Raw genomic sequence first — 17,133 nt, 5'->3', positions numbered from 1 at the left:
ATGGATATCGACATGGCCGTCCTGCGGTCGCTGGAACGCGAGAAGGACATCTCCCTGGAGATCGTCGCCGAGGCGATCGAGGCGGCGCTGCTGGTGGCCTACCACCGCACCGAGGGCGCGCAGCAGCACGCCCGCGCCGAGCTCGACCGCAAGACCGGGCACGTGAGTGTGATGGCCCGCGAGTTCGACGACGAGGGCACGCTGATCCGCGAGTACGACGACACCCCGGCCGACTTCGGCCGGATCGCCGCCACCACGGCCAAGCAGATCATCCTGCAGCGGCTGCGCGACGCCGAGGACGACGTCCGGTACGGCGAGTTCTCCGGCAAGGAGGGTGACATCGTGTCCGGCGTGGTCCAGCAGGGCCGCGACCCGCGCTCGGTGATGGTCGACCTCGGCAAGATCGAGGCCGTGCTGCCGGCGCCGGAGCAGGTGCCGGGGGAGAAGTACGACCACGGCTCGCGGCTGCGGGTCTACGTGGTCGGCGTCCGCAAGGGTTTCAAGGGCCCGCAGATCACGGTCAGCCGGACGCACCCGAACCTGGTCAAGAAGCTGTTCGCGCTGGAGGTCCCGGAGATCGCCGACGGGACCGTCGAGATCACCGCGATCGCCCGGGAGGCCGGTCACCGGACCAAGATCGCCGTTCGCACCCTGAACCCGTCGGTGAACGGGAAGGGCGCCTGTATCGGCCCGATGGGCCAGCGCGTGCGCAACATCATGCACGAGCTGCACGGCGAGAAGATCGACATCATCGACCACAGCGACGACCCGGCCACCTTCGTCGGGAACGCGCTGTCCCCGGCACAGGTCACGTCGGTCGAGGTGGTCGACGCCGCCGCACGCGCCGCGCGGGTCGTCGTACCGGACTATCAGCTGTCCCTCGCCATCGGCAAGGAGGGTCAGAACGCCCGCCTCGCGGCCCGGCTGACAGGCTGGCGGATCGACATCCGGCCGGATACCGATGTGACTGGTGAGGACAAGAAGGTAGACTGATCTCTCGGTCGGTCGACTGAGTCGTCACCACACCCTGAGGAACTGTGACAGAAACTGCAGACGCGCGCCCTGAGAAGGTTCAGGAGCGCACCTGTATCGGGTGCCGGAAACGATCCAGCCCGACTGACCTGCTGCGGATGACGGTGTCCGGAGGACTTGTCCTCCCGGATCCTGAGCGTCGGGCACCCGGCCGTGGAGCGCACCTGCACCCCACGATCGAGTGTTTCGAGCTCGCTGTCCGGCGCAAGGCGTTCCCGCGGGCCTTCAAGGTCCCGGGGCCGCTCGAGGCGACCGGGCTGCGGACGTACCTGACGCAGCGTGATAATCAAGATGTACACACGGCCTGACCGGGCTGTGTGACCGACATGAAGGCGGGTCATCGACTCATGACCACTCGATGAGTGTCTACCGATGAGTGCAATGCGATGAGCACGTACGTCAACTAACGGTCCGCGCCCCAGGCTCGGACCAGAGGGAGAGTAGTGGCAAAGGTCCGAGTCTACGAGCTCGCTAAAGAGCTCGGAGTTACCAGCAAGGTCGTCCTGACCAGGCTGAACGACATGGGTGAGTTCGTCCGATCGGCATCCTCGACCATCGAGGCGCCGGTTGTGCGGCGGTTGGCGGAGGAGTTCGAGAAGAACCCGCCGAAGAAGCGTGCGGCCAAGAAGGCCGCCGCCAGTACGTCTGCCGCGCCGTCGGCGACCGCTCCGGTGGTCCCCGCGGAGCCGGTGGAGAAGTCCGAGCCGGCCGCCCCCGCGGCACCGGCCGAGCGTCCGGCGCCCGTCGCCGAGTCGGCTCCGGCTCCGGTTGCGCAGGCTCCGGTGGCCGAGCAGGCCGAGGCCCCGGTGGCTCCGGCTGCCAAGGCAACCCCCGGCATCAAGCCGGGTCCGCGTCCGGGCCCGAAGCCGGGTCCGCGCGCCGAGACTCCGGCCGCACCGGCCGCCCCGGTCGAGGCTCCGGCCGCTGCTCCGGCAGCACCGGTAGAGGCTCCGGCCGCCCCGAAGGCCGAGGCACCGGCGGCCACGCCGGCGTTCGAGGCTCCGGCGGCCAAGGCTGCTCCGGCCCCCGAGGCCGCAGCTCCGGCTGCTCCGGCCGCGCCGCGTCCGGCTGCCGATCGTCCGGCCTCCGACCGTCCGGGCCCGCGCCCGGCCGGCCAGGGTCAGGGCTCCGCGCCGCGTCCGGGTTCGGCTCCGCGTCCGGGTGGCTCCGCGCCGCGTCCGGGTGCGCCGCGGCCCGGTGGCAACGCACGTCCGGGTGGCCAGGGTGGTGCCCCGCGTCCGGGTGCGCCGCGTCCGGGCAACAACCCGTTCAGCTCTACCCAAGGCATGCAGCGCGGTGGCGCACGTCCGGGCCCGGGTGGCGGCCAGGGCGCCGGTCAGGGTGCTCCAAGCCCGGCCGGGATGGCTCCGCGTCCGCCGGCGGCCCGCGATGGTGGCGGCCGCGACGACCGGCGTGGCAGCAGTGACCGTCCGCCGCGTTCCGGCGGCGTACCGGGTGCTCCGCGCCCGAACCCGGCCATGATGCCGAAGTCCTCGGCCGGTACGTTCACCGGCCGTCCCTCGGGTCCCGGTGGGGGCCCAGGCGGTGGTGGTGGCGCCGGCGGTCGTGGTCGCCCAGGTGGCGGCGGTCCGGGTGGCGCCGGTGGCGGCGCGCGTCCGGGTGGCGGCGGCGGTGGCGGCGGTTTCCGTCCCGGCGGTGGCCCGAGCGGTCCTCCCGGTGGTGGCGGCGGCGGTCGTCCGGGTCCGGGCAACCGGGGCCGTGGCGGAACGCAGGGTGCCTTCGGGCGTCCGGGCGGTCCGGCCCGTCGTGGTCGCAAGTCCAAGCGCGCCAAGCGCCAGGAATTCGACAACATGCAGGCCCCCGCGGTCGGCGGCGTTCGCGTCCGCCACGGTGACGGCGAGGTCGTGAAGCTGGCTCGTGGCGCGTCCCTGACGGACTTCGCCGAGAAGGTCGGAGTCGACCCGGCGTCGCTGGTGCAGGTGCTGTTCCACCTCGGTGAGATGGTCACCGCGACCCAGTCGGTCAACGAAGAGGTCCTGCAGCTGCTGGGCACCGAGCTGAACTACGACGTTCAGGTCGTGTCCCCGGAGGACGAGGACCGCGAGCTGCTCCAGTCGTTCGACATCGACTTCGGCACCAACGAGGGCGACGAGGGCGACCTGGTCAAGCGGCCGCCGGTCGTCACCGTCATGGGTCACGTCGACCACGGTAAGACGAAGCTCCTGGACGCGGTCCGGGAAGCGAACGTCGTGGCCAAGGAAGCCGGTGGCATCACCCAGCACATCGGTGCCTACCAGGTCACCACCACGGTGGACGGCGAAGAGCGCGCCATCACCTTCGTCGACACCCCGGGTCACGAGGCGTTCACCGCCATGCGTGCTCGTGGTGCGCAGGCCACCGACATCGTCATCCTGGTGGTCGCGGCCGACGACGGCGTGATGCCGCAGACGATCGAGGCGCTGAACCACGCCCGGGCGGCGAACGTCCCGATCGTGGTCGCGGTGAACAAGATCGACGTCCCGAACGCGGACCCGGCCAAGGTGCGCGGTCAGCTGACCGAGTACGGCCTGGTTCCCGAGGAGTACGGCGGCGACACCATGTTCGTCGACGTCTCGGCGAAGGCACGGATCAACATCGACGGGCTGCTCGAGGGTGTCATCCTCACCGCGGACGCGTCGCTGGATCTGCGGGCCAACCCGAACATGCCGGCCCAGGGCATCGCGATCGAGGCCAACCTCGACAAGGGCCGTGGTCCGGTGGCGACCGTGCTGGTTCAGCGCGGAACGCTGCGGGTCGGCGACTCGATGGTCGCGGGACCGGCGTACGGCCGGGTCCGGGCCATGCTCGACGAGCACGGTGTCCCGGTCGAGGAGGCGACTCCGTCGCGTCCGGTGATCGTGCTGGGTCTGACCGCCGTGCCTGGTGCCGGTGACAAGTTCCTGGTGGTGGACGACGACCGGATGGCCCGGCAGATCGCTGAGAAGCGGGAAGCCCGGGCTCGTGCGGCCGCCAACGCCAAGCGTCGTGCGCGCCGGACCCTCGAGGACTTCATGGCCTCGATGGAGAAGGGCGAGACGCAGGAGCTGCTGCTCATCCTGAAGGGTGACGTGTCCGGTTCGGTCGAGGCACTGGAAGACGCCCTGGTCCGGATCGAGGTCGGCGACGAGGTCAACCTGCGCGTCATCGACCGCGGTGTCGGTGCGATCAACGAGAACGACGTCAACCTGGCCATCGCGTCGAACGCCGTCATCATCGGCTTCAACGTGCGGCCGGCCGGCAAGGCCGGGGACGTGGCCGAGCGCGAGGGTGTCGACATCCGGCACTACTCGGTGATCTACGCCGCGATCGACGACATCGAGGCGGCCCTGAAGGGCATGCTCAAGCCGATCTACGAAGAGGTCGTGCTGGGCCAGGCGGAGATCCGCGAGATCTTCCGCTCGTCGAAGGTCGGAAACATCGCCGGTTGCTGGGTCACCAGCGGCCTGATCCGCCGCAACGCCAAGATCCGGTTGATCCGGGACGGCGCGGTCGTGGTGGAGAACGGCGAGCTGTCGTCGCTGAAGAGGTTCAAGGACGACGCGTCCGAGGTCCGCGAGGGCTTCGAGTGCGGTCTGACCGTGAACAACTACAACGACATCAAGATCGGCGACGTCGTGGAGTCGTTCGAGCTCCGCGAGAAGCCGCGGAACTGAACCAGGTGACGGCCCGCTGAGGGCTGTCGAGGAGTAGCGTCCGGAGAGACGGTCAACGTCTCTCCGGACGTTCTTCATGAATGAGGGAGTGAGCCCTGATGGGCGAAGCAAGGGCCAAGCAGCTGGCCGACCGGATCCAGGTACTCGTCGCCGAGTTGCTGGAGCGCCGGGTCAAGGACCCGCGGCTGGGGTTCGTCACGGTGACGGACGCGAAGCTGACCGCCGATCTCGGCGAGGCGAGCGTCTTCTACACGGTCTACGGCAACGAGCAGGACCGGGCGTCCACGGCGGCCGCGCTGGAGTCGGCCCGCGGGCTGATCCGCAGCGAGGTCGGTAAGGCGCTCGGGTTGCGGCGCGCCCCGAGTCTCGCGTTCTACCTGGACGCCATCCCGGAGACCGCCGGCCAGATCGAGGAACTGCTCGAGAAGGCCCGCCGGGCCGACGCCGAGGTGGCCAAGGCCGCCGCCGGCGCCAAGCCGGCCGGTGACGCCGACCCGTACAAGAAGCCCCACGAGGACGAGGACGACCAGGACTAGTGCCTGGATTCACACCGTCCTCGGACGGCATCGTCGTGGTCGACAAGCCCGCGGGGATGACGTCGCACACGGTCGTCGCGCGGGTCCGGCGGCTGGCAGGTACCCGCAAGGTGGGGCATGCCGGCACGCTGGACCCGATGGCGACCGGCGTCCTGGTCGCCGGCCTCAACCGCGCTACCCGGCTGCTCGGTCATCTCCAGCTCGCCGACAAGTCGTACGACGCCACCATCCGCCTCGGCGCGGTGACGACCACGGACGACGCCGAGGGTTCAGTTGTCTCGACCGCGCCGGTCGATGGTGTCACCGAGGAAGCGATCAGGACCGCAGCGGCGGCGTACCAGGGTGAGATCTCGCAGATACCGTCGGCCGTTTCCGCGATCAAGGTTGACGGTAAGCGCGCCTACGAACGTGTCCGCGCCGGTGAAGAGGTCACCCTCAAGGCGCGGACGGTGACAGTGTCCCGCTACGACATTCTCGACATCAGGGTGGCGGACTCCTGGATCGACCTCGACATCTCCGTCGACTGTTCGAGCGGCACCTACATCCGGGCGCTGGCCCGTGATCTCGGGGCCGATCTCGGCGTCGGCGGCCACCTGACCGCACTTCGCCGTACCAGGGTCGGCTCCTTCGACCTGACTGCGGCACACACGCTCGAGGCGCTCGCCGAGGACTTCGTCTGGCTGCCGATCGCAGATGTTGCCGCCGGCACCTTTCCCCGGTACGACGCCGATGCCGAAGAGGCTGCTGCCATTCGTACCGGCCGTCCGCTGCCCGGTCTGAACCTTCCCGCCGGTCAGACCGCCATGTTCGACCCGACCGGTACCTTCCTTGCGCTGTACGAGCCGCACGGTCCGCTGGCCAAGCCAACGGCGGTCTTCGTCGGCTAGCGTGTCGGGCATGAAATACGGCTTCGTGATGGCGTACGGCGACGCCCGGACGGCAGCCGAGTTGTCGGCGCTGGCCGAGGAGCACGGCTGGGACGGTTTCTTCGTCTGGGAGTCGATCTGGGGGATCGACGCCTGGGTACTGCTCGGAGCCGCGGCACTGAGCACCGAGCGGATCCGGCTCGGCACCATGCTGACGCCGCTGCCACGCCGCAAGCCCTGGGACGTGGCCGGCCAGACCTCCACAGTGGACAACCTGAGCAACGGTCGGGTGATCCTGTCCGTCGGGCTCGGTGTGACGGGAGAGGAGCGGTTCTGGATCTTCGAGGACGATCCGGGCCGTAAGGTCCGCGCCGAGCTGATGGACGAGTCGCTGGCGATGTTGCAGCACCTGTGGCGCGATCAGCCGTTCGAGTTCAGCGGCCGGCACTACCGATCGCGCAAGCTCCCCGAGCTGATGCCGCCCGCGCCACCGCCGCCGGTCCAGCAACCGCGCATCCCCACCTGGGTCGTCGGCGCTTGGCCCCGCCCCAAGTCGATGCGCCGGGCCGCCCTCCAGGACGGCTGGCTGCCCAACTACGCACCACTCGACGGCGAGCCGGGTGAGTTCACACCGGAGTTGCTGGCCGATGGCGTCGCCTGGATCCGTCAGGAGCGCGCTGCCCACGACCTGACGATGGATGGGTACGACGTCGTCGTCGAAGGCATCACGGCCGCCGACGAGAGTGGCCCGGAAACCGTTCGGCCGTGGGCGGAGGCCGGTGCCACGTGGTGGATCGAGGCCGACTGGTCGTCGATGGATCCGGCCGAGGTGCGTCGTACGGCGGAAGCCCGCCTCAAGGCCGGGCCGCCGCGCGTCTCATGACGGGTGCACGCCCTCGGCTTTGGCGCGGAGGTAGCGCTGCTCGACCTGGTTCTCGGTGAACGCGGCTGCCTCGCGGTAGAGGGCGGCTGCGGTGGCGGTGTCGCCAGTGAGCTCGACCAGGTGGGCGCGGACAGCGCGTTCGCGTTGGCGGGTGAGTGGGTCCTGGTCGAGGCCGTGGCGAGCGTTGAGGTCGTCGAGGAGAGCTAGCGCCCGGATGGGGCCGTAGGCCTGGGAGACGGCGACCACCCGGCTGAGGCGGATCGGCGCTGTCGGGGTGAGCCGCTCCAGCCACAGGTAGAGCATGGCGATCTGCGGCCAGTCGGTGTCACCTTCGGCGGCGTGCGTGGCGGCGATGGCGGCTTGGAGCTGGTACTGGCCGGGCTCGCCTCGGTTCCAGATGCTGTCGATCAGGTCGGTGCCCTCGCGGATCAGGTCGGCGTCCCAGAGCCTGCGGTCCTGCTCTTCGAGGGGCACGAGTTCACCGGCGGGACCGGTTCGCGCCGTACGCCGGGATTCGGTCAGGAGCATCAGCGCCAGCAGCCCGATGGCTTCGGGATCCGGGAGAGTGGCGACGAGCAGCCGGGTCAGCCGGATGGCCTCGTGAGTGAGGTCGACACGGGTCAGGGCGTCGCCTGCCGTCGCGGTGTAGCCCTCGTTGAAGATCAGGTAGAGCACCCGCATCACCGCGGCGACCCGGTCCGCGCGATCCTCGTCGTCCGGCGCGGTGAAACGGGCACCGGCTTTGGCCAGCTGCTGCTTGGCCCGGCTGATCCGAGTGCCCATGGTGTTCTCGGTGGCGCCGTACGCGTGGGCGATCTCGGTCGTCGTCAGGCCACCGACGGCGCGCAGGGTCAGTGCGACCTGGCTGGTGGCCGGCAACGCCGGATGACAGCAGAGCAGCAACAGCGTGAGGCTGTCATCGGTCTCCGACGGCGGTTCCGCGGAACCCCGCCGTACGGGCTCGGCCAGCGCGGACTCATGCTCGCGGCGCCGGCGGGCCTGCTCGGAGCGGAGCAGGTCGACCATCCGCCGGTAGCCGATCCGGATCAGCCAGCTGCGCGGGTTCTCCGGTACGCCGTTCGTCCAGGCGCGGGTGGCCGCGAGCAACGCCTCCTGGACAGCGTCCTCGGCGATGTCGAAGCGGCCGAACCGCCGGACCAGCGCGCCGAGGACCTGCGGCGCTTCGGTGCGCAGCAGGTGCTCGATCTCGTCGCTGGGCCGGTTCACGCGCCGAAGTCGTCGCCCATGATCGGGCGGATCTCGATCGGTTCACCGAGTACCTCGACGATCCGGCCGACGATCTCGACCGCGCGTTCGTGACTGGCGACCTCGATCACCGCGAAGCTCGCGAGGACCTCTTTGAGTTCGGCGAACGGCCCGTCGGTGGCGACCACACCGTCCGCGCCCTTGCGGACCGTCGTACTGACGACCGGATGACCGAGCCCCTCACTGGTGACGAACTCACCGGAGGCGCGCAGTTCCTCCTCGAACTTCTGGTACACCGCGAACGCCGCCAGCGCCTCCTCGGACGCGGTGTCCGCCGTGGCGGCGTCCCAGGCGGCGGCGGGTGTGTAACTGAGCAGCAGATACTTCACGATCGACCTCCTCGCTGAGCCGGAACCGTATCCGGCCTCAAGGGCATACACGGGGCCGAACGCCGGATCTCGACGATCGTCGTTTGTGAGCCACGTCACATCCGAGGGCTGTCGAGAGCCGAGTTCCACCTCCGAGGTAGCGGTGAATTCTGACCCACTGAGCTTCGAGGAGACGACATGAACGACAACGTGCAGCCCAGCAACGACCTGCAGGCTCTCGACCGGCTGGTCGGCACCTGGTCCGTCACCGGCGGTGTCGAGGGCACCGTGCGGTACGAGTGGATGCCGGGCAAGTTCTTCCTGCTCCAGCACGTCGAACTGGTGCAGTACGGCCAGGTCATCACCGGGTTCGAGGTGATCGGCAACCTGCGCCCGTTCGGTGAACCCGCCAGCGCGGACGTGTGGTCGCGCTTCTACGACTCGACCGGCAACACCCTCGACTACGTCTACGAGCCGGACGGTGACACGCTCACGATCTGGGGCGGCGCCAAGGGCAGCCCCGCCTACTTCCGCGGCACCTTCACCAACGGCGGCGACACCCTCTCCGGCGACTGGGTCTACCCCGGCGGAGGCGGCTACAGCTCCACCTCCACCCGCATCAAGCCCTGACCTCGGCCTGATCACCACTGGCACCACCAAGCGTGATGGTGCCGGTGGTGGTGTTGAGGGTTGTGGGGGTGTTTTCGGGGATGGTGAGGGCGTTGGGGACGCCGAGGATGGCGGGGATGTGGTGTTCCCGGGCGACGATGGCGGCGTGGGAGAGGCGGCCGCCGGTTTCGGTGATGATGCCGGCGATGACTCGGAAGAGCGGGGTCCAGGCCGGGTCGGTGTAGCGGCAGATGAGGATGTCGCCGGGGCGGACGCGGGGGAAGTCTGCGGGGGTGTGGACGGGGCGGGCGGGGCCGGTGGCGGTGCCGGGGCTGCCGGGTGTGCCGCGCAGAGGGACGGTGATGGGGCGGGCCTGCAGGAGCCAGAGGTGGTCGCCTTCGTAGGCGAACTCGAGGTCTTGCGGTTCGCCCAGGTGGTGTTCGACGGCCTGGCCCAGCTGCCAGAGCTCGCGGAGTTGGTGGTCGGTGAGGCAGTAGCGCGTGCGGTTGGTGGGGGAGACCGGGGTTGTGGTGGTGCGGTCGACTCGGGTGGTCTTGTCGCCGAGGCGGCGTTCGGTGACCTCGCCGTTGACGACGGTGAAGGCGTCGGGGGTGACGCGGCCGCTGACGACGCTCTCGCCGAGTCCCCAGGAGGCTTCGACGAGCGTCGGCGATCCGGTGAAGAGCACGCCGGAGACGTCCGCGTCGATGTGCTGCTGCACGATCACCGTCATCTCCGCATCGGTACGGCGGTATGCGGCCGCCCGCGGTGACCACAGCGAAGCCCTCGTCGCCGCGATCCGATCCGGCAGCTCCGCACGGGGGACGCCGAGGAACGAGTCGTACACGCCAGCCGCGGAGCGAGACGCTGTGTCTTCGGTCGAGGCGGACGAGCGAACGGCGTACAGGCGGTCGTCAACAGCCGGGAGATCGGCGCCTGGCGGGATGACGAAACCGGGCGGGACCGGGAAGCCGGCCCGCAGGAGCCGGCCGAGGGTCGCCGCCTTCGGGCCGGCGTCCGATCCGGCCGCCGCGAGACTGATCACCCGAGAAGCTCCTTTCAATGTTTTGTTGACAACATTTCGTTGATGATCCACTGTTCGAGCATGCAAAGCAATGACGACCAGGTGCAGGCGCACCGCGAGGCGGCTGCCCGGCAGGAGCTCCTGGACCTCGGCGCCGACCAGCTCGACCGCCGCCCGTGGCAGCCTGCGCCGGTACCGCCGTCCGCGGTGGATCTGATCCACTTCTTCCTCGCGTCCAACACCGGCAACCGCGAGGCGGCGATCGCAGCGCTTCAGCTGCTGCCCGCCGCGCGGGCGGAGATCGATCAGCTGGAGACCGGCCTGATGTTCGCCGCACGCGGCCTCGGCATCACTTGGGCCGAGATGGCCCGGGCACTGGGGTTCAACTCGCCCCAGGCCTGTCAGCAGCGCCTAGACCGCCTAACCGCGCGCCAGGACCAGTCATGAGTACGCCGGACCTCCTCGTCCTGCACGCGGTCCGCCTGCTCGGCGTCGGCGACGACGCCGCGGTCGCTGAGCGGTTCCAGCTCGATCCGGCGCAGGCCAAGGAGCTGCTGCTCGACTACCAGGCCTATGGCTGGATCACCTGGAGTGAATTCGCCGGTCTGGGCGGTTGGTCGCTCACCGACTCCGGCCGCGCGGAGAACGAACGCCAGCTCGCGGCTGAGCTCGGACCGCACTCACCAGCTGTCCAGGCGGCGTACGACGACTTCCTGCCGCTCAACGGTCGTTTGCAGGCCGCCTGCACCAACTGGCAGCTCCGGCCGACCGCAACCGACCCCCTGGCCTTCAACGACCACACCGACCCGGCTTGGGACCGTCAGGTGCTCGACGAGCTCGCAGCGATCGGCCAGGAGCTCACACCGCTGGCCGCGCGGCTGACCGCCGTACTGGATCGCTTCGCCGGCTATGACACGCGCTACTCGAGCGCTCGCGAGGTTGAGGAGCGCCATCGGGTGTGGTTCGAGCTGCACGAGGACCTGATCGCCACCCTCGGCGTGCGCCGGTAAGTACCCTGGAGTCGTGCGTTCCCGTCCGACTCTGCAATGGGCTCCCGGCCCCGACGTTCTCGCGCTCGAGCCCGGTACGACGGATGTCGGGCCACTCGCCGAGATCGTCGCCGGCCGGAACGTCGTCGTACTCAGTGGCGCCGGCCTGTCCACCGAGTCGGGGATCCCCGACTACCGCGGCGAGACCGGCAGCCTGCGGACGCACACCCCGATGACGTACGACGACTTCGCGACCAGCGAGGCCGGCCGGCAGCGCTACTGGGCCCGCAGCCACCTGGGGTGGCGGACGATCGCCCGCGCCCACCCGAACGACGGCCATCGCGCCGTCGCCGCCCTCCAGGCCCGGGGCTACCTGACCGGCGTCATCACCCAGAACGTCGACGGCCTGCACAGCGCCGCCGGGGCGCGAGATGTGATCGAGTTGCACGGCAACCTGGACCGCGTCATCTGCCTGGACTGCGGTACGACGTCCGCCCGCGAAGCCCTCGACACGAGATTGCGCGCGGCCAACACCGGCTTCGAGGCCGAGGCGACCCGGATCAACCCCGACGGTGACGTCGACCTGCCGGACGAGGTCGTCCAGCACTTCACCGTCGTCCCCTGCACGGTCTGCAACGGCGTGCTCAAACCGGACGTGGTGTTCTTCGGTGAGAACGTGCCCAAGTCCCGCGTCGAGCGCTGCTACCGCCTGATCGACGCGGCCAACGCCGTACTGGTGCTGGGCTCGTCCCTGACCGTCATGTCCGGCTTCCGTTTCGTCCGGCACGCAGCCAAGGCCGGTACGCCGGTCCTGATCGTGAACCAGGGCATCACCCGCGGCGACCCGTATGCGTTGCACCGCATCAACCTGCCGCTCGGCCAAGCCCTCACCGAACTGAGTGCGCGTCTGCCGTAAACACCACCGGACCGGGCCACGCGTGAGGTGGCCCGGCCCGGGGTCGCGTACGGATTGGAAAGGGTCAGCGTTGCGCGCTGGTCCGTACGCGGTCATTGGCGGCCTTCACAGCCGGGGAGGTGGCGGCCTGCTTGGTCAGCTCGCGGCCCTTCGCGGCCCAGGCGGCCTGCTCGGAGGCGGTGACCGTGGTGGGCTTGCCGGTCAGCTTCTTGAAGGTGATCGACGCGACCCCGGCCTGACCTTCGTAGCGCGGGTGGTAGTTGGCCGCGCGGAGCAGGTTGAGGTCCTTGCCCTGGATCCACGCCACACCGTCCGGCGCGCAGGCGTCGTGTCCCGTCGATGGTCCGAACGTGTCGACGTACGTCGCTCCGGTGGCGGCGGCCGCGTTCGACACGGCAGCGTTCAGCGCCTGCTCGATCGAGTACAGGTAGCTGTAGTCGCCGTCGGCGAACGGCAGGATGTCCGGGCAGGTGCCGTGCTCGGGCGCGATCTTCGGATACCCGATCAGCAGGATCGTTGCCTGCGGCGACCGTTGTTTGATGCCTTGGACAACAGTCGCGATCCGCGTCTGGGTCTGCGCGATCTTCGCCTTCAGCGTGTCGACGCCGTCGACGGTGAAGTGCGCCTTGCAGGGAGCACCGGTCGGGTCCGAGGCGCGCAGCCCCGGGCAGGTGCTGATGATCGAGCCGAACACCCCGAAGTCGTTCCCGCCGATCCCGACCGTGACGAGATCGGTCCGCGGCGTCAGCGCGTCGAACTGCGGCCGCGCCGTACCGAGGACGGTGCTCTGCGGGTTCAGCATGTGGGTGGTGTCCGCGCCGCCGCAGCTGACGTCGGTGAAGTGGTAGATGCCGAGCGCGCCCGCGACCATCTTCGGGTAGTTGCTGAACGAGCGGGCGCACCCGAGCGACAGCAGATCCGGGATCGGCACGAACGGCGCCGACGTGTAGGAGTCACCTAGAGCGACGTACTCGGTGAAGCGTGGGCTGTCCGCGTGCGCAGGTACGGTCAGGACTGTCGTCATCAGCAACCCGGTGACCGCCGCGATCGCACGGTGAAGCTTCACTGGACCTCCCCAAGGTTCGGCAACGCCGCCCACAGTAAGTTGAGTGACGCTCCGATTACAAGGGGTGACCAAGGATCAGAGATAGAGAACCGCGGTGAGCACCATTCCGCCGAGCCCGACCAGCCAGGTGAAGGGCAGCGTCGACAGCATCGACCGCTCGGGCCGCACACCGGCATACTGAGCCGCCCACACCGTCTGGGTGCTGGTCGGATCGGAGACGCCGAAGACCTGGTTGTACGACGCCATCAGCCCGACCACGGCGGTCATCGGGTAGATGCCGCCGGTCACCAGCACACCCGCCACTCCAGCGCCGAGACCGAACACGTTGAGCGGGCCGCGGAACAGGCACAGCGGCACCAGCGCGGCGAAGACCACGACGAACCAGATCGGAGCGGACGGGCTGATCGCCGCCACGATCGGGGTCAGTGCGGTCTTGGCGCCCGGTAGCTTCACCGCCGCGAGCAGCATCCCGATCGCCACGAACAACGCGATCGGCGGTGCGGCGACCTCGAATCCCTTGTACAGCGAGCGAAGCGCCCGCTCGTTCAGGTCACCCCATTTCGTCGTGGTCACCAAGGCATAGACCACCCCGGCGAGCAGCGACGGCACGATCGGAACGGTCAATCCGAGGGCGAGCACGATCGGCACGAGTGGGGTGGCGAGGGCGTACCAGGGCGCGTCGCCACGGCGGACGCGTGCCTTCGGCCGGTCCAGCTGCACCGCCCACGCGTGCCGCGCACCTCGGCGCGTCTGCACGAGGACGTAGGCGATCCCCACCACCAGCGCGATCGGGAACAGCCTGATCATGACCGTCCGGACCTCGGAGACCGGTGCGCCGAGCGCGTCGGACATGAACTGCCACACCGGCAGCTCCAGCGGAGACCCGGCCGAGATCCCCATCAGAACCGTGCCCGCGGCGGCGACCGGGCGCAGGCCGACCGCGATCATCGCCGGGATGCCGACGACGCCGGCGAGCATCGCGGCCGGCGCCGATCCGGTGATACTTCCGCACAGGATCGACACCGCGAAGACGCCGAGCGCGACGACCGCTGGGCGCTCACCGCCGAACTCGACGATCTTCCGGACGAGCGTGCCGCCGATGCCGGTCTGGTCGAGCAGCGAGCCGAGCCAGGATCCGAGCAGTACGGCGATCATCGTGGCCGCGAGCGTGACGGCGCCGTTCTGCAGGACGCCGGTCAGGATGCTCTCCTTCCCGCCGGTCAAGGGCGCGCCGGAGATCAGCGCGATGCCGAGCGCGAGCAGGGCCAACGCAAACGCGGTCGGCAGGACGCGGGTGAGCATCAGCACCACCCCGACGGCCATCAGAATCAGGATCGCGATTCCCATGATCAGTCCCTTCCGGCGAGTGCGGCGGTGAGCAGCAACGGACTGACGGCCAAGCCGCTGCGACGATGAGCGAAGCGATGGGCCGCGATCTCGTCGGCACCGGCCACGTGTCCGCGCAGCCGGAACGGTCCGAGTCGGGCCGCAGTGTGGCCGAGCCGCCGGTTCAACTCGCGTACGTCGAGCCGGTGGTGCGCCACCTCGTGGGCGACCGCGGCCCGACGCAACGACTCGCGGGTGACTGGCCAGCCCCGTTGGCGCGCCACCTCCTCGGTACGGCGCAACGCATCCGTGTAGACGATGACCGTGCCGCGCTGGTGTTCCGCCAGCAGGAGTTCACCCTTCCGTACGCCGCCTTCGCGCTCGATGACGTGGACGGTGTCAGCGTCGGGGCCCTCGGCCAGTTCGTCGCCGTACTCGAGTGCCGTCCGAGCCCAGGACCGCAGCTGCTCGCCGGTGCGGTTCTCGTGCGTAGGTGTGTCACGCAGCAGACCGACTGCCAGCTCCAGGTCGTTCATCCGCGGTCCTCCAGGATCAGGACGACCTGCTCGTCGTCTGCTCGGGTCTTCAGTTCGGCGCCGGCCAGGGCGATCAGCTGGTCGCGGTCGAGCACTCCGGACAGGTCGGCGATCTTCGGGCCGACCAACATCCACACCGCGGGCACGCGCGCACCGCCGTCGCCGTACCGGGTGTGCTGGTCCGCCAGTACGGCGAGCCGGGCGGACGCCGTACCGGCTTCGACTGTTTCGACCACAGCACCGTTGCTGTGCAGGCGAATCACGCCTTCTCCGTCGACTACCCGGAGGCGTACGGCGGACCGGGCGAACCGGTGCCGGCGGGTCCGCGCACCGAAGACGCCGTACTGCGGAGTGGTCGCGAGCTCGCCCACCTGAGCTGGATCGACACCGATACTGCGGGCAACCTCGGCGCGCACTTCAACCGCATCGAGGGTGGCGGAGCGGTCCTTCGTCCGGAGTTCCGTGGCGCCGGTCGCGACCGCGCGGATCAGATTGCGTTGTGGGTCGACGGTGACGTCCACCTCGACGCCGGCTGGGGCGGCGCCTTGAGCGACCACGGCAGCCTCGGCCTGGGCGCGCGTGGCCAGGATGTCGGCGTTGGATGGGTTCGGCACGATCCGCTCGACAGACTCCCGCACCAGGGCCAGGGCGGCGCCGAGTGGGCTGATGACCTCAGCGTGTGCGGCGATCCGCCAGTCGTGGCCGGTCTCGGCGCCCAGGAACGGTGTGACTGCTGCTGCGCCGCCGCCACCGCCGACCAGCGTCGGGTGATCGAGCCGGTACTCCTGGACGAGCTGGTCGACGACTGCACCCACCGGCTTTACCGCTTGACGCAGTACGGCGCGCGCCGCCGCCTCAACGGTCAGGCCGAGGGCCGTGGCGAGCGGCTGCATCGCTGCTTGGGCGGCGTCTGGATTCGCGTAGGCGTAGCTGTCCGCGGGCACGACTCCGAGTGCGTTGGCAGCACAGGTCAGCGTGAGGGCGTAGCGGGTGCCGTCCGCCGTTTCGATCGCCACGTAGTCCGCCGGGTCACCAGGCCGCGGCGAAACGGTGATCAGCTTGGCCCCAGACCAGACTGCGGCCGGTGCGAAACAGGCGTAGGGCAGTCCGGCGATGTGTGCGCTGCGTGGGCCGACCTGGGTGATCGCCCGGCCGGAGTACCTGATCAAGGAACCGCCGCCGATGCCGACCGTGCGGACATCGAGTGCGGGCAGGTACGTCTCATGCCCGCCGAGGTGTGCGTGCCGGACCAGCACCCTGCCGCGGCGGACCACGCTGATGTCGGTGGACGTGCCACCGGTCTCCAGGAACAAGCCTTCGCTGAGCCGCTCCGCCATCAGCGCACCCGCCACTCCCGCCGCCGGTCCGGACAGTGCCGTGAGCAACGGTCTGCGGCGCATCTCCGCCAGGGACATCACACCGCCGTCGCCTCGGACGACCATCAGAGCCGCCGTGATGCCGGCCCGCCGGACACTGCTCTCGACCAGATCCGCGGTCGAGACCATCCGGGGCATGATTCCCGCGTTCAGAACCGCCGTACGGGCTCGTTTGGTGAGGCCGTACAGACCGGTGATCTCGTGGGTGGCTGCTGCGAGCACGCCGCGCTCGCGGGCAGCGGCTGCGACCGCATCTTCGCCAGCGGGATCGTCCACGCTGAAGGGCTCGACCGCGACCACCACCTCGGCGCCCGCGCGCACGAGCTCGTCGACCGCCGCGCCCGCACGCGCCGGGTCTCGCACCGCGACGAACCGGACCGGCAGCTTGCGTCCCGGCGCCAGCTCCATCTGCCCGAAGGACCGCAGCCGCTTCGTCGCGAAGGCGTCGAACCCGGTCCCGACACCGGCGATACCGACCGTCGCGACATCCCCTTCCAGCAGCGCGTTGGTTGCCTGGGTGGTGCCGTGCGCGAGGAACGAGACGTCGTCCGCGCTGAGCCCCAGGTCGGCGCGCAGCTTCTCCAGCGCCTCCAGGATGCCGTGCGCGACACCGTCCTTGTGGTCGTGACTGGTCGGCACCTTGACCTGGCCGAGCAGTTCGAACGTGCGTGCATCGACGGCGACCGCGTCGGTGAACGTGCCACCGACATCGATCCCGACCCGCACGGCACCTGGCTGGAACGTCAT

General features: G+C 69.7%; 17 protein-coding genes. 10 read left to right on the top strand and 7 right to left on the bottom strand.

The genetic code is table 11. The features are described from left to right. From nusA to ACFCV3_RS21170, 6 genes are all read left to right on the top strand, one after another. Nucleotides 1-993: a transcription termination factor NusA gene (gene nusA / locus ACFCV3_RS21195; protein ID WP_376032218.1), complete on the top strand. Its 993-nt coding sequence runs from the start codon at nucleotides 1-3 to the stop codon at nucleotides 991-993. 44 nt (nucleotides 994-1,037) lie between these two features. Beyond that, nucleotides 1,038-1,340, top strand: a complete 303-nt coding sequence (locus ACFCV3_RS21190) for a YlxR family protein (RefSeq protein ID WP_376032216.1) — start codon at nucleotides 1,038-1,040, stop codon at nucleotides 1,338-1,340. A gap of 135 nt (nucleotides 1,341-1,475) precedes the next feature. Continuing rightward, nucleotides 1,476-4,685: a translation initiation factor IF-2 gene (infB, locus tag ACFCV3_RS21185; protein ID WP_376032214.1), complete on the top strand. Its 3,210-nt coding sequence runs from the start codon at nucleotides 1,476-1,478 to the stop codon at nucleotides 4,683-4,685. A 98-nt stretch (nucleotides 4,686-4,783) separates the two neighbouring features. Beyond that, the gene (rbfA, locus tag ACFCV3_RS21180; protein ID WP_376032212.1) at nucleotides 4,784-5,221 is read left to right on the top strand and encodes a 30S ribosome-binding factor RbfA; all 438 of its coding nucleotides are present in this window, start codon (nucleotides 4,784-4,786) and stop codon (nucleotides 5,219-5,221) included. Then, on the top strand, nucleotides 5,221-6,108 hold the full coding sequence (truB, locus tag ACFCV3_RS21175) for a tRNA pseudouridine(55) synthase TruB (RefSeq protein WP_376032210.1): 888 nt from the start codon (nucleotides 5,221-5,223) through the stop codon (nucleotides 6,106-6,108). Before rbfA ends, truB begins: the two co-directional genes overlap by 1 nt. A gap of 10 nt (nucleotides 6,109-6,118) precedes the next feature. Further along, a complete protein-coding gene (locus ACFCV3_RS21170; RefSeq protein ID WP_376032208.1) occupies nucleotides 6,119-6,970 on the top strand; it encodes an LLM class flavin-dependent oxidoreductase in 852 nt (283 codons plus the stop codon). On the opposite strand, the gene ACFCV3_RS21165 is transcribed toward ACFCV3_RS21170, so the two are convergent. Both ACFCV3_RS21165 and ACFCV3_RS21160 read right to left on the bottom strand, forming a co-directional pair. Continuing rightward, nucleotides 6,965-8,197 carry an RNA polymerase sigma factor gene (locus ACFCV3_RS21165; protein ID WP_376032206.1) on the bottom strand — a complete coding sequence of 411 codons (1,233 nt, stop codon included), beginning with the start codon at nucleotides 8,195-8,197 and terminating at the stop codon, nucleotides 6,965-6,967. The two genes, ACFCV3_RS21170 and ACFCV3_RS21165, sit on opposite strands and share 6 nt — an antisense overlap. Further along, complete coding sequence (locus ACFCV3_RS21160) at nucleotides 8,194-8,565, bottom strand: YciI family protein (protein WP_376032204.1); 372 nt, start codon at nucleotides 8,563-8,565, stop codon at nucleotides 8,194-8,196. The genes ACFCV3_RS21165 and ACFCV3_RS21160 overlap by 4 nt, the downstream gene beginning before the upstream one ends. Before the next feature lie 177 nt (nucleotides 8,566-8,742). Between ACFCV3_RS21160 and ACFCV3_RS21155 the strand changes: the two genes are divergently transcribed. Then, on the top strand, nucleotides 8,743-9,174 hold the full coding sequence (locus tag ACFCV3_RS21155) for a hypothetical protein (protein WP_376032202.1): 432 nt from the start codon (nucleotides 8,743-8,745) through the stop codon (nucleotides 9,172-9,174). Here ACFCV3_RS21155 and ACFCV3_RS21150 read toward each other — a convergent pair. Beyond that, nucleotides 9,164-10,198, bottom strand: a complete 1,035-nt coding sequence (locus ACFCV3_RS21150; RefSeq protein ID WP_376032200.1) for a PEP/pyruvate-binding domain-containing protein — start codon at nucleotides 10,196-10,198, stop codon at nucleotides 9,164-9,166. The genes ACFCV3_RS21155 and ACFCV3_RS21150 overlap by 11 nt on opposite strands. Before the next feature lie 60 nt (nucleotides 10,199-10,258). Here ACFCV3_RS21150 and ACFCV3_RS21145 point away from each other — a divergent pair, with 60 nt between their 5' ends. From ACFCV3_RS21145 to ACFCV3_RS21135, 3 genes are read left to right on the top strand one after another with little or no spacing between them, the layout of a single operon-like run. Further along, nucleotides 10,259-10,624, top strand: coding sequence for a hypothetical protein (locus ACFCV3_RS21145; protein WP_376032198.1), 366 nt, complete (start codon nucleotides 10,259-10,261; stop codon nucleotides 10,622-10,624). Further along, complete coding sequence (locus tag ACFCV3_RS21140) at nucleotides 10,621-11,187, top strand: transcriptional regulator (protein WP_376032196.1); 567 nt, start codon at nucleotides 10,621-10,623, stop codon at nucleotides 11,185-11,187. The genes ACFCV3_RS21145 and ACFCV3_RS21140 overlap by 4 nt, the downstream gene beginning before the upstream one ends. Nucleotides 11,188-11,200: 13 nt before the next feature. Continuing rightward, complete coding sequence (locus ACFCV3_RS21135; protein WP_376032195.1) at nucleotides 11,201-12,082, top strand: NAD-dependent protein deacetylase; 882 nt, start codon at nucleotides 11,201-11,203, stop codon at nucleotides 12,080-12,082. 64 nt (nucleotides 12,083-12,146) lie between these two features. Here ACFCV3_RS21135 and ACFCV3_RS21130 read toward each other — a convergent pair whose 3' ends face one another. The 4 genes from ACFCV3_RS21130 to ACFCV3_RS21115 form a co-directional block, all read right to left on the bottom strand. Next, the gene (locus ACFCV3_RS21130) at nucleotides 12,147-13,148 is read right to left on the bottom strand and encodes an SGNH/GDSL hydrolase family protein (RefSeq protein ID WP_376032193.1); all 1,002 of its coding nucleotides are present in this window, start codon (nucleotides 13,146-13,148) and stop codon (nucleotides 12,147-12,149) included. Nucleotides 13,149-13,223: 75 nt separating this feature from the next. Further along, nucleotides 13,224-14,495 carry a hypothetical protein gene (locus ACFCV3_RS21125; protein WP_376032191.1) on the bottom strand — a complete coding sequence of 424 codons (1,272 nt, stop codon included), beginning with the start codon at nucleotides 14,493-14,495 and terminating at the stop codon, nucleotides 13,224-13,226. A 2-nt stretch (nucleotides 14,496-14,497) separates the two neighbouring features. Beyond that, on the bottom strand, nucleotides 14,498-15,010 hold the full coding sequence (locus ACFCV3_RS21120) for a hypothetical protein (protein WP_376032189.1): 513 nt from the start codon (nucleotides 15,008-15,010) through the stop codon (nucleotides 14,498-14,500). Further along, nucleotides 15,007-17,133: a hydantoinase/oxoprolinase family protein gene (locus ACFCV3_RS21115; protein WP_376032187.1), complete on the bottom strand. Its 2,127-nt coding sequence runs from the start codon at nucleotides 17,131-17,133 to the stop codon at nucleotides 15,007-15,009. The genes ACFCV3_RS21120 and ACFCV3_RS21115 overlap by 4 nt, the downstream gene beginning before the upstream one ends.

The organism is Kribbella sp. NPDC056345, from assembly GCF_042262745.1.
GTDB lineage: Bacteria > Actinomycetota > Actinomycetes > Propionibacteriales > Kribbellaceae > Kribbella.
Note: the sequence above shows the minus strand (reverse complement) of the source record. Positions and strands in the feature narration are given on the sequence as shown.

Bases quoted from the DNA above. Each gene is read 5' to 3' on its own strand.
- ACFCV3_RS21115 (WP_376032187.1), bottom strand. From the start codon at position 17,133: ATGACGTTCCAGCCAGGTGCCGTGCGGGTCGGGATCGATGTCGGTGGC.
- ACFCV3_RS21155 (WP_376032202.1), top strand. From the start codon at position 8,743: ATGAACGACAACGTGCAGCCCAGCAACGACCTGCAGGCTCTCGACCGG.
- ACFCV3_RS21140 (WP_376032196.1), top strand. From the start codon at position 10,621: ATGAGTACGCCGGACCTCCTCGTCCTGCACGCGGTCCGCCTGCTCGGC.
- ACFCV3_RS21125 (WP_376032191.1), bottom strand. From the start codon at position 14,495: ATGGGAATCGCGATCCTGATTCTGATGGCCGTCGGGGTGGTGCTGATG.
- rbfA (WP_376032212.1), top strand. From the start codon at position 4,784: ATGGGCGAAGCAAGGGCCAAGCAGCTGGCCGACCGGATCCAGGTACTC.
- ACFCV3_RS21170 (WP_376032208.1), top strand. From the start codon at position 6,119: ATGAAATACGGCTTCGTGATGGCGTACGGCGACGCCCGGACGGCAGCC.
- ACFCV3_RS21145 (WP_376032198.1), top strand. From the start codon at position 10,259: ATGCAAAGCAATGACGACCAGGTGCAGGCGCACCGCGAGGCGGCTGCC.
- ACFCV3_RS21120 (WP_376032189.1), bottom strand. From the start codon at position 15,010: ATGAACGACCTGGAGCTGGCAGTCGGTCTGCTGCGTGACACACCTACG.
- nusA (WP_376032218.1), top strand. From the start codon at position 1: ATGGATATCGACATGGCCGTCCTGCGGTCGCTGGAACGCGAGAAGGAC.